Genomic DNA, 18,753 nt, shown 5'->3' on the forward strand with positions numbered 1-18,753 from the left:
GCCGCCCATCGCCTGACAAGCGTGACCCCATGCGCGCAGACCCGCATGGGGCCAAAGCTGACCCCGCTCAGCCGTAGGACACAACTTCGTATTCAACGCCATCCGGCCCGTCGAAATAGAACCGCTGGCCGGGTTCGTAATCCGCGTGGTTGTGCGGCACATGGCCTGACGCGATGACCCGTGCCTCGACCTTTGCCAGATCGTCGACCACGATGCCGATGTGGTTCAACCCACCCCATGCGCCATAGCGTTCCGCCCCACCACGGACCCGGTCACCGCCCGGACGGTAAAGCGCCACGTATCCGGACGCATCCCCCACATGCACCGAATACCCATCGTGTATTGCCGGGCCGCTCCAGCGAACGGACCAGCCAAAGACATCGGCCAGAAAGGCCGCCGTCGCATCCGGGTCCGACACCGTGATGTTCACATGTTCCAGACGTACCACCATTGCTCACTCCTGTTTTTCATGGATGTGCGCCTTTGGTAATTCCTCAAGCTCACTTGAGGTCAAGCGCTATTTTCCCGCCACTTCACATGCCCTTGCAACATGCCCCTGCCCGGACAAACGGACCGGACCTCACACAGAACACCGCTGCCCCTTGCCCCGGGGCGGCGCGCTTGGCACAAGGCTGGTAGTTCCCCCTCCTGCTGAAAGGCCGTGCCATGCCCCATCTTTCCTCGCGCATCACTTCGATCAATGGCGGCGGCTCTGATGGCTGGGATGTGTTCTACCGTGCCCGCGCCATGGTCGCCGCCGGTGAACCCGTGATCGAACTGACCATCGGCGAACATGATATCGGCACCGATCCGGCGATCCTTGATGCGATGCACCGCGCCGCGCGCGCCGGGCACACCGGCTATGCCTCGGTTCCCGGCACCCCAGCGCTGCGCGATTCCGTGGCGGCGCGGATAACGCAGCACACCGGCATTCCCACGGGGCGCGACAACGTGCTGATCACCCCCGGCGGTCAGGCGGCGCTGTTCGCAGCCCATGTCGCCTGCTGCGATCCCGGTGATCGGGCGCTGTTCATCGACCCCTATTATGCAACCTACCCCGGCACGATCCGCGCCGCCGGTGCCGTGCCGCACGCCATCCCGACCCGCGCGGCGGATAATTTCCTCCCGGATCGCGAAACCCTCAGCAATGCCGCCATTGCCCACAATGCCACCTCGCTGCTGGTGAATAGCCCCAACAACCCCACTGGAACGGTCTATCCCCGCGATGCGCTCGAAGGCATCGCTCAGGCGGCGCAGGATCATGACCTCTGGGTGATCTCGGACGAAGTCTATGACACCCAGATCTGGGAAGGCACACATATCTCTCCGCGCGCCCTGCCGGGGATGGAGGCGCGCACACTGGTCGTCGGCTCCATGTCGAAAAGCCACGCCATGACCGGCAGCCGCCTCGGCTGGATTGTGGCCCCCGAGCCGGTGATCGAAAAGCTGACCGATCTTGCCACCAACACCACCTACGGCGTGCCCGGCTACATTCAGGACGCCGCCGTCTTTGCCCTCGCCCAGGGCGACCCGCTGGAAGATGCGATCATGGCCCCCTTTCGCCGTCGCCGTGAACTGGCGCTGGGCATCCTTGGTGGTCAGAACCTTGTCGGGCACATCCCCTGTCAGGGCGCGATGTACCTGATGCTCGACATCCGCGGTACCGGCCTGTCGGGCGAAGCCTTTGCCAATGCGCTGCTGGACCGGCACCGTATCGCGGTGATGCCGGGCGAAAGCTTTGGCACCTCGGCCGCCGGACACATCCGTGTTGCCATGACCGTCGCGGACGACGCCTTTGCCTCGGCTCTTGGAACGATCTGCGCCTTTGCCCGGACGTTAGCCCCAGCGGGCTAAGCCCGGACCCTGGCCCCAGCGGGCTAAGCCCGAACCGGGAATCCCGGCCCATGGAACATCACAAACGCCGCTTGATTGACCGCCTGTCAACCTACGGCTTGTCCGCCCTTTGAAAGAAGTCCAAGCGAGATTGTCGGTTGGACGACAACGTTTCGTCCCGACTCGATCTTGTCGTTCTTCAACGAGTCCAGAATCATCTTCGCCGCCGCTTCGCCGATCTCACGCCGCGAGGTTCTGGAGGTGGCGATCTTCCCCGGAAATCCCTCGATGATATCCAGCCCGTTGAAGCCAGCCAGAACCACCCTCTCGGGTACGGAAATACCGGCGTCGATGCAGTGGAACAGCCCTCCGGCAGCAAGGTCGTCATTCGAATAATAGATGCAATCAAGCTCTGGGTGGCTTGCCAGCAACTGCGCGGTCAGGTCGCGCCCGATCACGACCGAGGACAGCGCAACATCTGTCACCATCGCTTTCAGTTCGATCCCGTGTGCCTTCAACGCCTCTAGGAAACCCTTTTTGCGTTTTGCCGCTCTGGTGTCCTTGTGCATATTGCATCCGGCATAGCCAAATCGCGTCCTGCCCTCTGCAATCAGCGCCTCGGCTATGTCATGACCCGCTTTAGTATGGGAAAATCCGACACAGGCATCCACCGGATCACCATCACAATCCATGATCTGAACGATCGGTATACCCGCATCGGCCAGCAGCATTCGGGTATCATCCGGCTGATCCAGACCGGTCACGATCAACCCTGCGGGACGCCATGACAGCATGCTGCGAAGGATTTCGTTTTCCTTGCCGGTATCATAATCGGTCACGCCGAAAACCGGCTGAAATCCCGTTCCTGCCAAGGCATCCGTGACCCCGGACATGACCTGCGGAAACACGATGTTCGACAGGCTGGGCACAACCACACCGATCAGATCCGAACGCGCGCTGGACAGCGATGCGGCCAGGTGATTCCCGTAGTATCCGATGTCGCGTGCCGCCTGCCGCACCTTGTCGACGTTGGCCCGAGACACATCCTTTTCGCCGCGAAGCGCGCGCGACGCGGTCATCTTGCTCACGCCTGCGGCGGCGGCGACATCCTTCAAAGTTTTTCTTTTTTTCATGTACTTGCGGTCTTCTCGCCTGTTCCGAACAAGGGTGTCTCATCCCTGCTTTTCGCCAATCTATGCGGTTCCGACCGCGAAGGCAAAGCGACCGCGCGTGTTGACAGGTCCGGCTTCCCCGCGTTACTCATCTCAGTACCGGTATCGGTACCAGTAGCGTATCCAAACCGGATCATGCGAGTGAAGAGGACCTCGCAAAGGGTACAGAACAGCACCCGAATGGGTGCCTAAGGGAGGAAACATGACTACTTATAACCTGAAATCCATAGTGCTGGGCGGTGCGGTCGCAGCAACGTCACTGATCGCCAGCTCGGCGTTTGCGCAAGAGTATCAGTGGACGTTCCAGACCTCTGCTCAGGCGGGCGACAACTTCTTTCCGATCGAGGAAGAATGGGCCGGACGCGTCAATGCAATGTCCGGTGGACGCATCGACATCACCGTTGTGCCCGTCGGCACCGTTGTCGCACATAATGAAACACTCGAAGCGGTCGGCGCGGGCATTCTGCAGGGCCACATCACCGACCCCTCCTACTTCTCGGGCAAAGACCCGGCCTTTGCCATGCTGGGCAACCTTGTCGGCGCGTGGTCGGACCCGCAGCAGATGTTCAACTACATGAACTACGGCGGCGGGATCGATCTGTTCAACGAGCTGGTGAACCCCTATGGCCTCCAGTTCCTCGGCGCATCCGCGACAGGTGTCGAGGCCTTCCTGTCCACCCGCCCGCTCTACGGTGTCGAAGACCTGAAAGGTCTCAAGATGCGCGCCCCCGAAGGCATGGTGCAGGAAGTCTTTGCCGCCGCGGGCGCATCGCCTGTGAACCTGCCGGGGTCCGAAGTCTATACGTCGCTGGAAAAAGGCGTGATCGACGGGGCGGATTACACCGTGTTCTCGACCAACCACGCGCAGGGCATGCATGAATTTGCCAACTACCCGCTCTACCCCGGCTTCCATTCGATGCCCGTGATCGAAGTCTCGCTGAACAAGGTCATCTACGACGACCTGCCCGATGACCTCAAAGCGATCCTCGAAGTTTCGGTTCGCGATTTCGCACAAGACATGGTCGCGCGTCTGGATGCCGAGAATGCCGTGGCCGTCGCCGAGGCCAACGCCGATCCCAAGATCACCGTGATCAACTGGTCCGACGAAGAGCGCGCCAAATTCCGCGGCATCGCCAAGACTCAGTGGGCCAACTGGGCCGAACGTTCGGAAATGGCTGGCAAAGCCTATGAGAGCGTCACGGCCTACCTGACCAAGGCCGGTCTCCTGACCGAGTGATCGCAACCCGCGATAAACATTAAAGAGGCCGCTCAGGCCTCTTTAACAGAATTTACCATGCGTTCGGGGGAAGCGATGGCACAACATATTGCAGGGCTGAGTGAAGCCGAAATCAACGAGCAGCTTGAGGCCCTCAAGCGCGCACACGAGGAAGACAGCGCCGGACCGCAGAATGCCCTGGATCGAGGCATTATTTCGTTTGGCGGCATCTTCAGCTTTCTCTTTGCAGCGGCCACGGCGGTTTCGATTTACGAAATCATCATGCGCTATTTCTTTAATGCCCCGACGATCTGGGCCCATGAAACCGTGATCGCCCTGATTGCCGTCTGCTACCTCTATGGCGGCATGCAATGTCTTGCTGCTGACAAGCATATCCGCATCGGGCTGATCTATTTCGGCACCAGCGGCGGCACCCGGCGCCTGCTGGACTTCGTCAACGGATTGCTGGCGCTGTTCTTTGCTGTGGCCATTGCCTATGCGGCCTACACGATGGTCGAAAACGCATGGTGGACACCGCAGGGCGACCTGCGATTGGAACGTTCCGGCTCGGCCTGGAACCCGGTCACGCCGGCCATGGTCAAGATGGCGCTTTTGGTGACGGCAATCGTCCTGGCGATCCAGTCGCTTGGCCACATCTGGACCGCCTGGAAGGGCACCGGATATCGCCAGAGCGCCGGCGAGGCGCCGAGCAAATGGGCGATTCTGGGTATTGCCCTGGTCTTTGGTCTCTTGCTGATCGGCGGCTATCTGCTGTTCAGCAATGGCAGGAGCCTTGGCATTCAGACTGGATCGTTCCTGCTGGTTGGCAGTATCATGATCCTGATCCTGACCGGCATTCCGCTGGCCTTTGTCACAGGCCTGATTGCCATCATCTTTACCATCGCCTGGTTCGGCCCGATGGGCGTGCCGCTGGTGTCCAGCCGGATCTATTCCTTTGTGAACGAATACGTTCTGGTGGCCATTCCGATGTTCGTGCTCATGGCCTCGCTGCTGGATCGTTCCGGCATGGCCCGTGATCTCTATGATGCGATGCGTCTTGTCGCGGGGCGGCTCAAAGGCGGCGTCGCGGTGCAAACGCTGGTGGCAGCGGTCTTTCTGGCGGCCATTTCCGGCATCATCGGCGGCGAGATCGTCCTGCTTGGCCTGATCGCCCTGCCGCAGATGCTGCGGCTTGGGTACAACCGGGCGCTTGCCATCGGGACAGTCTGTGCCGGCGGGTCGCTGGGCACGATGATCCCGCCGTCGATCGTGCTGATCGTCTATGGGCTGACGGCAAGCGTTTCGATCGGGGACCTGTTCCTTGCCACCGTCACGCCGGGGCTGATGCTGGCGTCGTTCTACATCATCTACATCCTGACCCGCTGCCATCTGAACCCGGAAATGGGCCCGCCCATCTCGGACGAAGAACTGCAAATCCCGCTGCGCGAGAAACTGGTCAAGATGCGCGGCGTCATCCTGCCCATGGGGGTCGCGGTCACGGTATTGGGCTCGATCTATGGGGGCATCGCTTCGGTCACAGAAGCCGCCGCGATGGGCGTCATCGGCGTCTTTGTCTCGGCTCTTATTCGGGGCGAAGTCACCTGGGCCCTGATCCGTGACAGCCTGAAACAGACGCTTGAGACCTGCGGGATGATCATCTGGATCGGTCTTGGCGCGGCGGCTCTTGTCGGGGTTTACAACCTTATGGGCGGCAATCGTTTCATCGAATCCGCCATCCTTGACAGCGGTGCATCCCCGCTTGTCATCGTGCTGATCATGATGGGTATTCTGATTGTTCTGGGCCTGTTCATGGACTGGATCGGCATCGCCCTTCTGACCATGCCCATCTTTGTGCCGATCATCATCAAGCTGGGGATGGACCCGGTATGGTTTGGCATTCTGTTCGCCATGAACATGCAGGTCAGCTATCTGTCGCCGCCCTTTGGACCGGCCGCCTTCTATCTGAAATCCGTCGCCCCCAAGGACATGAGCCTGTCCGAGATTTTCCGGGCACTGATCCCGTTCATCTGCATCCAGGTGGTGGCGCTCGCAATCGTTCTGTTCTTTCCGGACGTCGCTCTGTGGCTGCCGGAATGGGTAAAAGGAGACTGACTTGAACATCGCTACAAAAACCCCCTGCAAGGTTGCAGCCATTGGCCTTGGGTCCATGGGATACGGCATGGCCGCTTCCGCCCTGCGCGGCGGGCACATGGTCTGGGGCGTTGACATCAACCCCGGGCAGGTCGCCAAATTCCGCAGCGCAGGCGGCGAACCGACAGAACTGGCCGGTGTGGTCGCAGAACTCGATGCCGTGCTCATCGCGGTGTTGAACGCGGCCCAGACCGAAAGCGTGCTGTTCGGCGACGAGGGTATCGCCCGGTCCCTGAAACCCGGCGCGGTGGTACTGGCCTGCGCGACCGTGCCGCCGGCCTTTGCCCGCGACATGGCCGCGCGTTGCGCCGAAGTCGGGGTGCTCTACCTTGACGCACCGATTTCGGGCGGGTCGCTCAAGGCGGCCAATGGCCAGCTCTCGATCATGGCTTCGGGATCGCCTCAGGCTTTTTCCGCCGCGCGTCCGGTGCTCGACAGCATCGCCGCAACCGTATTCGAACTGGGCGACGCCCCCGGTGCCGGCAGCGCCATGAAGGCGGTGAACCAGCTTCTGGCCGGTGTCCATATCGCCACCATGGCCGAAGCGCTGACCTTTGGCATGACGCAGGGCGTGGCCCCGGACAAGTTCGTCGAGGTCATCAGCAAATGCGCCGGAACCAGCTGGATGCTGGAAAACCGTGCGCCGCACATCGTCGCCGGTGATTACACGCCCCATAGCTCGGTCAATATCTGGCCCAAGGACCTTGGCATCGTGCTGGATATTGCCAAATCGGCGCAGTTCAGCGCGCCGATCACCGCCGCGGCCTTGCAGCAATTCGTGGCCGCCGCGGGCATGGGGCACGGCTTGGAAGACGATGCCGCCGTGGCGAAGGTATATGCGCGCAACGCGGGTCTGACCCTGCCGGGCGAAACGTAACCGCCGTGACCGCTCGCACCGCGCTCATCGCCCGTGACGCCGTTTCGCTATGGGCGCGCTGACCGATATGCGCGTCCTTGCGGGCGGCACATCCGGCGGACTGAATGAAAAGGAATGAACCGATGACAACCGTTCTGGGCTGCATTGCCGACGATTTTACCGGTGCCACTGATCTGGCAGGTCTGCTGGCGCGCAGCGGCGTTCGGGTTTCCCTCAGGATTGGCGTGCCTTGCGAACCGCCGTCGGACACCGCCGCCTTTGAGGTGATCGTCCTGAAATCGCGCACCGCACCGGTCAAGGACGCCGTGTCCGAATCCCGCGCGGCGCTGAAATGGCTACAGGCCGCCGGGGCAAAACGGTTCTTTCTGAAATACTGCTCGACCTTTGACTCCACGGCCCAAGGCAACATCGGACCGGTGGCCGAAGCCCTTATGGCCGATCTGGGGACGGATCAGACAATCTATTGCCCGGCGTTTCCGGAAAACGGACGCTCGATCTTCATGGGCAATCTCTTTGTCGGGCAGCAGCCGTTGTCGGAAAGCCCGATGAAGGATCATCCGCTCACGCCGATGCGCGACAGCAACCTGATGCGCCTTTTGGAACCGCAGGTGACGCGGCCGGTCGGGCTAGTTGACCGGCTGACGGTTGCGCAGGGGCCCGAGCGCACGCGCGCGGCCCTGACCGAGCTGAAGAAACAGGGCGTGGCCCATGTCGTACTCGATGCGGTGGCGAATTCCGATCTTGAGGTCATTGCCGAGGCCTGCCGCGACATGCCCCTGATGACGGGCGGCAGCGCCGTCGCCATGCCGCTGCCGGGGCTTTATCTGACGGATGGCACGCTGTCTGCCGATGCCCCATCGGCGCAGCCACCCCAGATCGGGACCGGCACGATCCTGCTGTCCGGCAGTTGTTCAGCGATGACCAATGCGCAGGTGGCCGACTACGTCAAACGCGGCGCTCCTGCCTTTCAGCTGGATCCGCTGGCGCTGGCCGAAAACGGCCCGCAACAGGCGCTGGACTGGCTGGCGCGCCAGGATCTGAACACCGGACCCTTGATCTATGCCACCGCAAACCCCGATAGCGTACGCGCCGCGCAGGCCAGCCTTGGCGTCGCAGGCGCGGGCGAGATTGTCGAAGCCGCGCTCTCAGCCTGCGCCGTCGCAGCGCGGGACGCCGGCGCGCGCCGGGTGATTGTGGCGGGCGGTGAAACCTCGGGGGCCGTGACCCGGGCGCTCGGTGTCAAACGGCTCGACATCGGGGCGGAAATCGCGCCGGGCGTGCCATGGACCTATTGCCAATCGGGCGGACATCAGATTGCGCTAACGCTCAAATCCGGCAATTTCGGCACCGAGTCGTTTTTCAGCGACGCCCAGAAAAAACTGGAGGCGAGATGACCGAAAATACCCGGCTGCGCGAACAGATCTGCCTGCTTGCCAAATCCATGTTCGATCGCGGCCTGACTGGCGGCAGCACCGGCAATATCTCTGCCCGCACCTCTGATGGGGAATTGCTTGTGTCCCCGACAGGCACCAGTTTCGGGCGTCTTGATCCCGCTCGCCTCAGCCATTTCGACGCCGACGGAAACCTGATTGGCGGCGACCAGCCAACCAAGGAAATGCCGCTGCACACGGCCTTTTATGACACCCGATCATCTGCGGGGGCCGTGGTGCACCTGCATTCCTGCCATTCGGTGGCACTGTCGATGATGCCGGATGTGGACCCCGATAATTTCCTGCCGCCCTTGACCCCCTATGCAATCATGAAGCTGGGCAAGGTGACATTGCTGCCCTTCTTTCTGCCCGGCGATCCGGCAATGGGCAAAGCGGTGCGCGGCCTTGCCGGCAAACGCACGGCGGTCATGCTGGCCAACCACGGGCCGGTGGTGGCAGGCAAGGATATCGAAGCGGCCTGCAACGCCATCGAAGAACTGGAAGACACCGCCCGCCTGGCAATGCTGACCCGGGGCATGGCCCCCCGCGCACTGACCGACGCGCAGGTTCGGGCATTGGTAACGAAATTCGACGTGGAGTGGGATGAATGAAATTCTCGGCAAACCTTGGTTTTCTCTGGAATGACCGCCCGTTGCCCGCTGCCATCCGCGCCGCCAAGGCTGCCGGTTTTGACGCGGTCGAATGTCACTGGCCCTATGATATCCCGCCCAGCGATGTGAAATCCGCCCTTGAGGAAACCGGGTTGAAAATGCTTGGCCTCAACACCCTCCGGGGCAATGTCCCGGCCGGTGACAACGGGTTATCCGCCATTCCCGGACGCGAGGACGAGGCGCGTGCCGCCATCGATCAGGCCATCGCCTATGCACGCGCCATCGACACGCCCAACATTCATGTCATGGCCGGATTTGCCAATGGCGATGACGCCCGTCAGGTCTTCGTGGCCAATCTGACTTACGCCTGTGAACAGGCACAACCGCATGGCATCACGATCCTGATCGAACCTCTGAACAAATATGACGCGCCGGGTTATTTCCTTACGACGACCGCGCAGGCACTCGATGTGATGGACATGGTGGGTGCCGCAAATCTCAGGCTGATGTTTGACTGTTACCATGTGCAATTGATGGAAGGCGACCTGACCCACCGCATCGCGGCGCTCTTGCCCCGGATCGGTCACATCCAATTCGCCTCGGTCCCGGATCGCGGTGCCCCGGACCATGGCGAAATCAACTACGCCCATATCTTTCGGACCATCGCGGATCTGGGCTACGCGGCCCCCTTGGGGGCGGAATACAAACCGCAGGGGCACACAGAGCACACACTGCAATGGCTGGCCAATCTGCGCTGAAAGCGGCTCCGGATCCGCTTGTGGCCATTCCGCTGGCTGCAAAACCGCCATTCGCCGCGCAGCCATTCAACCCCGCCATCGCATTTGGCGGGCTCCCTCGGGCAGACGATTGCCGGTATCAAACCTGTCTCACCTGCCCACCGGGCACGGTCCTGCGAGGCGTCCGGCATTGCTGGCCAAGTCAGAAATGACGGCCCGCAAACAGGACGCATCGGACACCTCCAAAAAAGTCATCTTAGACCGTCACCCCAAAGGGGGGCTTGCCGACCTGCGCCGCCGCACCAGTCCGGAGCGCGCACCATAGCGGTTGAAATTTGACATACGTCAACAACCTGTGCCCGCCAAACATGCGAAGCTGACCAAGGCACGCAAAGCTGTGCGTCTTTAAGGAGATCAGGATGACTTACATGAATTTCAAGTTCGTGGCCCTCGCAGGCATCGTGGCGCTGTCCGGGTGTGAAAACCTCACGCCTGAACAACGGACCATCGTTGGTGTCACGGCGGGCGCGGCGGCCGGTCTTATTACAGCCGAAGCACTGAATGCCGACAACAACTGGCGCTTGATTGCCGCGCTTGCAGGGGCGGCCGCAGGCACGCTTGTTGCGCAGAACAGCGCGACAAACAACTGCGCCTATGCCCGCGGCGACGGGACATATTACACCGCGCCCTGCCCGTAACGCGCCAATCCCCGCAGTGCTCCCAGAGGAATAGACGATGCAAACCGCCCCGATCATCAGCTATAGCAACATCGACCCGTCCCCGGACGTCGCAGACCTTGTAAATCGCCGTATCGCTGTGTTGGAGCGGATCAGCGACGATCTCACCGGTTGCGATGTCACGCTGGACGCGCCGCAAAAACGCAAGCTCCACGGACGCGTCATACGGGTGCACCTGAATGTACACGTACCGGGGCCCGATTTCTCGGTCTCGCGTGAGGTTGCTCAGGGAAGCGCGCGGGACGATCTGATCCTTGCGGTGAACCGGGCCTTTTCCGCTGCCGAAAAGCACCTCAAGCGCCATAAGAAAAAGATGGCGGCGGTCGAGGTCAAGCATCACGCACCTGTCCTGCATGGCAAAATCTCACTGCTCGAACCCGAACTGGGCTATGGCTATGTTCAGGCGGATGACGGACGCGAGGTGTATTTCCAGCGCGACAGTTTCACCTCGGATGTCTGGGACAGTCTGGAAAAGGACGTACGCCTGCGGTTTCGCGAACAAGAGGGCGAAAAGGGGCCATTTGCGGTCGCGGTTTCTGTCGCCAAATGAACGTCGCCCCCTGACGCACGATCAGGGCGAAAGACGGGTCAGCCATCACATGTGGCTGGCTCTCTGCTGGCTTGCTCTCTGCGGCAGGCCGGTGGCTCGGATTTGACACCTGTCAGACCGGTCCTCTGCCTGCGCAGAGCGGTGCATTTTGCCCGGTGCCCATCTTTTCAAACAGCCATACGTCAGCCATACGCTTTCCATACGCAAACCATACAGGTTCCATATGGCCAAAACGCCGGTTTCCTCCTTGCGCAACCTTGGCCCCGCGGTCGAGGCATCCTGCGCCCGCGCCGGGATCGACAGCGCCGAAACCCTGCGTGAAATCGGCGCGCACGAAGCCTATCGTCGGCTGCTGGCAACCGGTACGCGGCCCCATTTCATCAGCTATTATGTCCTGCACATGGCCCTTCAGGGACGCCCCTGGAACGATTGCAAAGACGATGAAAAGGCGGCCTTGCGTGTCCAGTTTGACGCCCTGAAATCCGCCCGCACCGCAGACCCGGATCAGCCGCCCGAGGCGCTGAAAAAGTTCCTGCGCGACATGGGTCTTAATCCCCCTACCCCCAGATAAATCGGAACTTTTCAGTTGTTTTGTCGTTCTTTGTGTAACTGTCATCACACGAAGGGCACAATCACATGGACCTGATCCGCATCATTTTCGCCGTCATCCTGCCGCCTCTGGGCGTCTTTCTCCAGGTTGGTCTGGGCAAACATTTCTGGCTCAACATCCTGCTCACGCTGCTTGGCTATATCCCCGGTATCGTGCATGCCATCTGGATCATCGCCCGCACCGGACCTGCCCGGGCATGAACATTGATTCCGACTACCGCGCCGTGGCCCGGGCCGAAACGCTCGCCCGCCGCATGGACTCGGCCTTCCGGGTGCCGCTGACCGGCATCCGGATCGGCTGGGACAGCATCCTCGGCTTCATCCCCGGCATCGGCGACACGGTCACCCTCCTCCCCCTCGCCTATCACATCCACACCGCCCAAAGGCTTGAAGTTCCAAGGAAAACCATGGCACGAATGGCAGTGAATTCCGGCATTGACTGGTTGATCGGTCTGATCCCGCTGTTGGGCGACATCTTTGACGTGGGCTTCAAATCCAACCTTCGCAACGCCGCCCTCTTGCGCGCGCACGTCGATCAGCGTCATGCGCCGAATCCGAGCGCTGCATATCGGAACGTTCCAGTCGGCAGCACTCCGCCAGTTCAAACCATGGCCTGAACATGAAAAAGGGCACCCGAAGGTGCCCTTGATCGTTCGTGTCCGGTGTTAAGCGAAAGCTTAGCCGACCAGCTCAAGACCCGAGAAGAAATAGGAAATTTCTTCTGCAGCAGTCTCGGGCGCGTCAGAGCCGTGGACCGAGTTCTCGCCAACCGACTCGGCGAATTCGGCACGGACAGTGCCCTCGGCCGCGTCGGCCGGGTTGGTCGCGCCCATGACTTCGCGGTTTTTGGAGATGGCGCCTTCGCCTTCCAGAACCTGCACGACAACCGGCTCGGATGCCATGAATTCGCACAACTCGTCATAGAAGGGACGCTCTTTGTGCACGACGTAAAAGGTGCCGGCCTGCGCCTTGGTGAGGTGGATACGCTTCTGCGCAATAACGCGCAGGCCAGCCTCTTCAAATTTCGCAATGATCTTGCCGGTCAGGTTGCGCTTGGTGGCATCGGGTTTGATGATGCTGAGTGTGCGTTCAATGGCCATTTTTCGTGCTCCATAGTCAAAGGCCAGGCTGCTTGCCCGGCCACAATCCATATTGCCGCCCCGATAACATGCGCCAATCGCGTTGGGAAGGCCTGATGCGGCATGGCCCAGGCCCAATATGCACCCGTCAGGCAGCGGGTGCCGCTCTAGCAGCCATACGTTGCATCCAGCACTCACGGCTCTGGCGCGCCGGGCAAAATCTGGTGTCCCCGCAGGACGAGTCGCACAATAACAGGTGATGGCCCACCAAAGCCTGACATTGCAACGGCAGGTATGTCTCGCGCGGGCACCCAACTAACTGCCCGTTTTCCACGCGGACCTCACACCGGTTAAGGAACCTCTGCATCTGTGCAACAGCCTCTCTGGCGTCCGCCCGGGACCTCTGTTATGGCGCGCCCATGCTCAAGATTCAGGACATATCCTATTCAGTCGAAGGCCGACCCCTTATGGTCGAAGCCTCTGCGACGATCCCCGAAGGCCACAAGGTGGGCCTCGTCGGAGCCAACGGCGCGGGCAAAACCACGCTATTCAAGCTGATACGTGGCGAACTCACGCTCGACACCGGCACCATATCGCTTCCCAGTCGCGCCAAGATCGGCGGCGTCGCGCAGGAGGTGCCCGCGTCAGAGACATCGCTGCTCGACACGGTGCTCGCGGCGGATACGGAACGCGCCAGCCTCATGGCCGAATCCGAGACCGCGACGGACGCGCATCGCATCGCCGAGATTCAGACGCGCCTTGCCGATATCGACGCCTGGTCGGCCGAAGCGCGCGCCGCTTCGATCCTCAAGGGCCTCGGCTTTGATGACGACGAACAGCTTCAGCCCTGCTCGGCCTTTTCGGGCGGGTGGCGGATGCGTGTGGCATTGGCTGGCGTGCTGTTTGCCCAGCCGGATCTGTTGCTGCTTGATGAGCCGACCAACTACCTCGACCTCGAAGGCGCGCTCTGGCTGGAAAACTACCTCGCCAAGTATCCGCACACAGTGATCATCATCTCGCACGACCGCGGCCTTCTGAACCGCGCCGTCGGCGGCATCCTGCACCTTGAGGAACGCAAACTCACCTATTGGAACGGTCCATACGACCAGTTCGCCCGCCAGCGTGCCGAACAGCGCGCTGTGCTGACCTCGATGGCCAAGAAACAGCAGGCCCGCAAGGATCACCTGCAAAAGTTCGTCGATCGCTTCAAGGCCAAGGCATCCAAGGCCAAACAGGCCCAGGCCCGGGTCAAGATGATCGAAAAGATGGACACGATCACCCCGCCGGAAGAGGCCGCCAAGCGCGTCTTCACCTTCCCGCAGCCGGATGAGTTGTCACCGCCGATCATCCACATCGAAGGTGGCTCTACCGGCTATGGCAAGACCGTCGTGCTGAACCGGCTCGACCTGCGCATCGACCAGGACGACCGCATCGCGCTGCTGGGCAAGAACGGTCAGGGCAAATCGACTCTGTCGAAACTGCTGTCGGACCGTCTGCCACTGATGGACGGCAAGATGACCCGCTCGAACAAGCTGCGCATCGGCTATTTCGCGCAGCATCAGGTTGACGAGTTGCATATCGACGAATCCCCGCTGAGCCACCTGCAGCGCCTGCGCCCCGACACGATGCAAAGCAAGTTGCGCGCACAATTGGCAGGTTTCGGACTTGGCGCCGATCAGGCCGATACCGAGGTCGGGCGACTATCCGGCGGTCAGAAGGCCCGCCTGTCGCTGCTTCTGGCGACAATCGACGCGCCGCATATGCTGATCCTCGACGAGCCGACAAACCACCTCGACATCGAATCCCGCGAGGCGCTGGTCAACGCGCTCACCGCCTATTCCGGTGCTGTGATTTTGGTCAGCCACGACATGCACCTGCTGAGCATGGTCGCGGACCGGCTCTGGCTGGTCAAGGACGGCACGGTCGCGCCTTATGACGACGATCTGGAGGCTTACCGCAAACTGCTTCTGTCCTCGGAAAAGCCCTCCAAATCCTCGAAACCGGCCCCGGAAAAGCCGAAACGCCCGTCGCGCGACGCGATCCTTGCCCTGCGTTCTGACGCGCGCAAAGGCGAAGAGCGGGTGAACAAGCTTAACGAGATGCGCGACAAGCTGGCGAAAAAGCTTGCCGATCCCGCGCTCTACGAAGATGGCCGCGCCGGTGAGTTGGCCACTTGGAACAAGAAATATGCCGAAGTGATGGAGGCCCTGGGCCGCGCCGAATCCCTCTGGATGGCAGCTCTGGAAAAGCTGGATCAGGCCGAAACGGTCTGATCCACCGCTGACAAACGCCCCAAACGTGGTTCTGCGTGCACCTTTCGCCTCCGGCGGGCGTATTTACTAAGAGAAGAAGGGCAGGAGCGCGTCCTTCTTCATCTTCCCCGCACCAGTTTTGCCAGAGTAAACCTCGCGGCCAATATTCCGGATCGAGGGTGCGCCGCAGGCCCCTTGCTCCGGGGTCATCTGGCGCGACAGCCATCGCGATGGCTTGCCTCATCGACGCTCTCCCCCTAAGCCATGGGGATGGATAGCGCGTTTCTCATCACCGCCTTTGCCACGCTTTTTGTGGTGATCGACCCGATCGGGCTTACCCCTATCTTTATCGCGTTGACGGCGGACACCGACACCGCCCACCGGCGCTCCGTTGCCATACGGTCCTGCGTCATCGGGGCGGGTGTGCTGTTCCTGTTCGCGTTTCTCGGGGAATCGGTGTTGGGTTTCATCGGGATATCCATGCCCGCGTTCCGGATTGCGGGCGGCATCCTTTTGTTCCTCACCGCGCTCGAAATGCTGTTTGAACGCCGCTCAAAGCGGCGCGAGGATCAGGCGGGCGCCGAGGCCGACTATCCAGATCCATCGGTCTTTCCCATTGCCATTCCGCTGATCGCGGGGCCCGGCGCCATCGCTTCGGTGATCCTGCTGACCGGACAGGCCGAAGGTGCTGTCGGCATGGCCTCGGTTCTTGGCGTCCTGATCGCGGTGCTGGCGATCGTGCTGATGTTCTTTTTCAGCGCCGGTTTGATCGAACGCGCCATGGGCAAGACCGGTATCACCGTTGTAACCCGGCTTTTGGGAATGCTGCTGGCCGCGCTTTCGGTTCAATTCGTGCTCGACGGGCTGCGCGCCTTCGGGTTGGCGGGCTGACCCCTACCATCCGGGCCATTGCGTGCCTACATTCAGGGCAACACCAAAGGACCGGAAATGTCGTCAATGCAACTTGGAAACCTCGGCTATCTGCTTCTTCTTGGGGCGATTCTAGTGTTCTGGCTCTTTGTACAGAACCGCGAATCCCTTGGGAAAAAGGCACAGGCCGCTGCGGCCTGGGGGCTGATCTTTCTTGGTACCATCGCCGCCATCGGCCTTTGGGATGACATCCGCCAGACCGTCGTTCCGCAACAGGCGGTGTTTGCCGATCAGGGCCGGATCGAGCTGCCCCGGGCACCGGACGGGCACTACTATGTGACGGTCGGGCTGAACGGCGCGCCGGTGCGTTTTGTCGTGGATACCGGTGCCAGCGGCATGGTTCTTACGCGCGGTGATGCGGTAAAGGCCGGGCTGGATCTGGATGGTCTGGCCTTTTATTCACAGGCGATGACCGCCAATGGTCCGGTCCAGACCGCACCGGTCGAGATCGCAACCGTGTCGCTGGGGCCGTTCAGTGACCGCGACGTGCGCGCCTATGTAAACGATGGCGAGATGGAGCAGTCGCTGCTGGGCATGACCTATCTACAGCGCTTTGATCGGCTGGAAATTTCGGGCGGAAAGATGTTTCTGGAACGATAGCGCCCTCGCCTCACTTCTCGGCCTTCTTCTCCCAGCGCCCCGATTCCTCGGACCAGTATTGCGCCGAACAGCCCGCATCGGTCAGTGTCTTCCACTGCACCCGCGCCGCCTGCACGGCACCCGCGTCATTGCCATCGAACACCACGCAGACCCGTTCCATCGTCTCTACCTCTGGCGCCGACACTTCCGCCCCATCCACCGTCATCAGGCAGACGGCTTTGTTCGGAACATCCGCCCCGGTTGTCAGCAGCACCGGCTGCGCCGCGTCCTGCGCGCCGCCCGCCAGTCCGTGCGGCAGAAACCCGTCATCAGGCTTTAGCCAGAGCTGTTCATCCAGCCAGCTTATGTGACCTGCATCGCGCCCCCGCACCACCACGCGCCAGCCATTGGCCAGCGCGCGTTCCAGTAGCTGCGGCAGAGCAAGCTCAAGCGGGCGCTGCGTCAGGTGATAGAAATAGGCGGCCCCCATATCAATCTCGCTCGTACTGCTCCGAGATAAGGCGGTTGAGCGACATCACGCCCCAACCCGTCGCCCCTTTGGATGACAGGGTCAGATCGCGCGGGACGTGCGCGACGCCGGCGATGTCCAGATGGATCCAGGGCATGCCATCCTGCACGAACCGCTTGAGGAATTCGGTCGCGGTGATGGACCCGGCGGGGCGGCCACCCGAATTGCGTACATCCGCAATCTGGGATTTCAGCAGATCCGCGTAGGGCTGGCCCATCGGCATACGCCAGGCGCCCTCCTGTTCGGCCCCAGCGGCCTTCAGGAAGTTGTCGCAAAGCGTATCGTCATTGGAATAGACCGCCGCATGGTCATGCCCCAGCGCCACGATGGCCGCACCGGTCAGGGTGGCAAGGTCGATCATGGCGCTCGGCTTTATATGTTCCTGCGTATACCACATCACGTCACACAGCACCAAACGACCTTCGGCATCGGTGTTGTTGATCTCGATCGTGTCACCCTTCATCGAGGTCACGACGTCGCCCGGGCGCATCGCCTTGGAATCCGGCATGTTTTCCACAAGCCCGACCAGGCCGATGATATTCGCCTTGGCCTTGCGCCGGGCCACCGCGTGCATCACGCCGGCAACAACGCCTGCGCCGCCCATGTCCATCGTCATGGTTTCCATGCCCGCGGCGGGTTTGAGCGAGATGCCGCCAGTGTCGAAAACCACGCCCTTGCCGATCAGAGCAAGCGGCGCGACGCCCGCCTCTCCCCCGTTCCAACGCATGATCACCACCTTGGACGGGTTTTCGGATCCATGGCCCACGGCCAGCAGCGCGCCCATGCCCAGTTCTTCCAACTGGGCTTCTTCCAGCACCTCGACCTCGACCCCCAGATCCCTGAGCGCCAGCAGGCGGTCGGCAAACTCCTCCGTGTGCAGCACATTGGCGGGTTCGTTCACCAGATCGCGGGTAAAGACGACACCCTCGGCCACAGCAAGCGCCGGTATAGCTGCGGCTTCGACCTCGTCCGGCTTGGTACACATAAACACCGCAGCGCCCAGCGGATCGGCCTTTTTCGACTTGCATGCGTCAAATCCATAGCCGCGCAAGGCAAGCCCCAGTGCAATATCTTCGGTCCCGCGTTGGGATTCAGCCAGTACCGTAAGCGCCGCTGTACCTGCGGCGCGCGCCAGCGCCCCACCTGCCTTTCGGGCTGCACCCGCATCCGCGCGCCGTTCAAGCCGCACCAGATCGACACTTTCCGCAGCCATGCCCACCGGATAGGCAAGGCTCAGCACATCGCCATCCTTGAGCTTTTCCCAACGCTCGGACTCGACTGCGCGGGCCACAGCGCCTTTTGTCAGCCGGTTCAGACGCCGGGCGCCCGGGCTCATCTTGCCATCGGCGGTGATGAAGACGGCGATCCGCCCTTCGGCGCCGGCAAGCGCCTCCAGATCGACGGATGCAAAGGTGATCTCTCTCAACTCGGTCATGTGCAGTTTCTCCTGATCTGCCTAAA

General features: G+C 61.5%; 20 protein-coding genes and 1 pseudogene. 16 read left to right on the forward strand and 5 right to left on the reverse strand.

Annotation, left to right across the window (positions count from 1 at the left end; all coding sequences use genetic code 11):
- Positions 1-67: 67 nt before the first annotated feature.
- Positions 68-451: a VOC family protein gene (locus CHB75_RS06520; protein WP_089269728.1), complete on the reverse strand. Its 384-nt coding sequence runs from the start codon at positions 449-451 to the stop codon at positions 68-70.
- A gap of 215 nt (positions 452-666) precedes the next feature.
- On the opposite strand from CHB75_RS06520, the gene CHB75_RS06525 reads away from it, so the two are divergent.
- Positions 667-1,854: a pyridoxal phosphate-dependent aminotransferase gene (locus CHB75_RS06525; RefSeq protein WP_089269729.1), complete on the forward strand. Its 1,188-nt coding sequence runs from the start codon at positions 667-669 to the stop codon at positions 1,852-1,854.
- Between the two features lie 86 nt (positions 1,855-1,940).
- On the opposite strand, the gene CHB75_RS06530 is transcribed toward CHB75_RS06525, so the two are convergent.
- Positions 1,941-2,966 carry a LacI family DNA-binding transcriptional regulator gene (locus CHB75_RS06530; RefSeq protein WP_089269730.1) on the reverse strand — a complete coding sequence of 342 codons (1,026 nt, stop codon included), beginning with the start codon at positions 2,964-2,966 and terminating at the stop codon, positions 1,941-1,943.
- Between the two features lie 241 nt (positions 2,967-3,207).
- On the opposite strand from CHB75_RS06530, the gene CHB75_RS06535 reads away from it, so the two are divergent.
- The 12 genes and pseudogenes from CHB75_RS06535 (at position 3,208) to CHB75_RS06585 (ending at position 12,540) form a co-directional block, all read left to right on the forward strand.
- Positions 3,208-4,242 carry a TRAP transporter substrate-binding protein gene (locus tag CHB75_RS06535; protein ID WP_089269731.1) on the forward strand — a complete coding sequence of 345 codons (1,035 nt, stop codon included), beginning with the start codon at positions 3,208-3,210 and terminating at the stop codon, positions 4,240-4,242.
- A 75-nt stretch (positions 4,243-4,317) separates the two neighbouring features.
- Positions 4,318-4,881, forward strand: a pseudogene (locus CHB75_RS22340) (TRAP transporter small permease subunit); the annotation flags it as partial.
- Between the two features lie 174 nt (positions 4,882-5,055).
- Positions 5,056-6,333 (forward strand): TRAP transporter large permease, encoded by a 1,278-nt coding sequence (locus CHB75_RS21990; protein ID WP_245840759.1) that lies wholly within the window; start codon positions 5,056-5,058, stop codon positions 6,331-6,333.
- A 55-nt stretch (positions 6,334-6,388) separates the two neighbouring features.
- Positions 6,389-7,249, forward strand: a complete 861-nt coding sequence (gene ltnD, locus CHB75_RS06545; protein ID WP_089269828.1) for an L-threonate dehydrogenase — start codon at positions 6,389-6,391, stop codon at positions 7,247-7,249.
- 122 nt (positions 7,250-7,371) lie between these two features.
- The gene (gene otnK / locus CHB75_RS06550; RefSeq protein ID WP_089269732.1) at positions 7,372-8,643 is read left to right on the forward strand and encodes a 3-oxo-tetronate kinase; all 1,272 of its coding nucleotides are present in this window, start codon (positions 7,372-7,374) and stop codon (positions 8,641-8,643) included.
- On the forward strand, positions 8,640-9,290 hold the full coding sequence (gene otnC / locus CHB75_RS06555; RefSeq protein WP_089269733.1) for a 3-oxo-tetronate 4-phosphate decarboxylase: 651 nt from the start codon (positions 8,640-8,642) through the stop codon (positions 9,288-9,290). The genes otnK and otnC overlap by 4 nt, the downstream gene beginning before the upstream one ends.
- Positions 9,287-10,048, forward strand: a complete 762-nt coding sequence (locus CHB75_RS06560) for a hydroxypyruvate isomerase family protein (protein WP_089269734.1) — start codon at positions 9,287-9,289, stop codon at positions 10,046-10,048. Before otnC ends, CHB75_RS06560 begins: the two co-directional genes overlap by 4 nt.
- Positions 10,049-10,446: 398 nt before the next feature.
- The gene (locus tag CHB75_RS06565; RefSeq protein WP_425439491.1) at positions 10,447-10,725 is read left to right on the forward strand and encodes a glycine zipper 2TM domain-containing protein; all 279 of its coding nucleotides are present in this window, start codon (positions 10,447-10,449) and stop codon (positions 10,723-10,725) included.
- Between the two features lie 37 nt (positions 10,726-10,762).
- Complete coding sequence (locus CHB75_RS06570) at positions 10,763-11,314, forward strand: HPF/RaiA family ribosome-associated protein (RefSeq protein ID WP_089269735.1); 552 nt, start codon at positions 10,763-10,765, stop codon at positions 11,312-11,314.
- 223 nt (positions 11,315-11,537) lie between these two features.
- On the forward strand, positions 11,538-11,885 hold the full coding sequence (locus CHB75_RS06575; RefSeq protein ID WP_089269736.1) for a TfoX/Sxy family protein: 348 nt from the start codon (positions 11,538-11,540) through the stop codon (positions 11,883-11,885).
- Between the two features lie 65 nt (positions 11,886-11,950).
- The gene (locus CHB75_RS06580) at positions 11,951-12,124 is read left to right on the forward strand and encodes a YqaE/Pmp3 family membrane protein (protein ID WP_089269737.1); all 174 of its coding nucleotides are present in this window, start codon (positions 11,951-11,953) and stop codon (positions 12,122-12,124) included.
- The gene (locus tag CHB75_RS06585; protein WP_089269738.1) at positions 12,121-12,540 is read left to right on the forward strand and encodes a DUF4112 domain-containing protein; all 420 of its coding nucleotides are present in this window, start codon (positions 12,121-12,123) and stop codon (positions 12,538-12,540) included. Before CHB75_RS06580 ends, CHB75_RS06585 begins: the two co-directional genes overlap by 4 nt.
- A 60-nt stretch (positions 12,541-12,600) precedes the next feature.
- Here CHB75_RS06585 and ndk read toward each other — a convergent pair whose 3' ends face one another.
- Complete coding sequence (gene ndk, locus CHB75_RS06590; protein WP_089269830.1) at positions 12,601-13,023, reverse strand: nucleoside-diphosphate kinase; 423 nt, start codon at positions 13,021-13,023, stop codon at positions 12,601-12,603.
- A gap of 398 nt (positions 13,024-13,421) precedes the next feature.
- On the opposite strand from ndk, the gene abc-f reads away from it, so the two are divergent.
- The 3 genes from abc-f to CHB75_RS06605 all read left to right on the forward strand — a co-directional run bounded on the left by abc-f (position 13,422) and on the right by CHB75_RS06605 (position 16,784).
- The gene (abc-f, locus tag CHB75_RS06595; protein ID WP_089269739.1) at positions 13,422-15,275 is read left to right on the forward strand and encodes a ribosomal protection-like ABC-F family protein; all 1,854 of its coding nucleotides are present in this window, start codon (positions 13,422-13,424) and stop codon (positions 15,273-15,275) included.
- Between the two features lie 249 nt (positions 15,276-15,524).
- Positions 15,525-16,145, forward strand: a complete 621-nt coding sequence (locus tag CHB75_RS06600; RefSeq protein ID WP_089269740.1) for a MarC family protein — start codon at positions 15,525-15,527, stop codon at positions 16,143-16,145.
- Between the two features lie 57 nt (positions 16,146-16,202).
- The gene (locus tag CHB75_RS06605) at positions 16,203-16,784 is read left to right on the forward strand and encodes a retropepsin-like aspartic protease family protein (protein ID WP_089269741.1); all 582 of its coding nucleotides are present in this window, start codon (positions 16,203-16,205) and stop codon (positions 16,782-16,784) included.
- 10 nt (positions 16,785-16,794) lie between these two features.
- Here CHB75_RS06605 and CHB75_RS06610 read toward each other — a convergent pair whose 3' ends face one another.
- Positions 16,795-17,253 carry a DNA polymerase III subunit chi gene (locus CHB75_RS06610; protein WP_089269742.1) on the reverse strand — a complete coding sequence of 153 codons (459 nt, stop codon included), beginning with the start codon at positions 17,251-17,253 and terminating at the stop codon, positions 16,795-16,797.
- A gap of 1 nt (position 17,254) precedes the next feature.
- Positions 17,255-18,727 carry a leucyl aminopeptidase gene (locus CHB75_RS06615; RefSeq protein WP_089269743.1) on the reverse strand — a complete coding sequence of 491 codons (1,473 nt, stop codon included), beginning with the start codon at positions 18,725-18,727 and terminating at the stop codon, positions 17,255-17,257.
- Positions 18,728-18,753 lie beyond the last annotated feature (26 nt).

Source organism: Puniceibacterium sediminis, assembly GCF_900188035.1.
Taxonomy (GTDB): Bacteria; Pseudomonadota; Alphaproteobacteria; order Rhodobacterales; family Rhodobacteraceae; genus Puniceibacterium; species Puniceibacterium sediminis.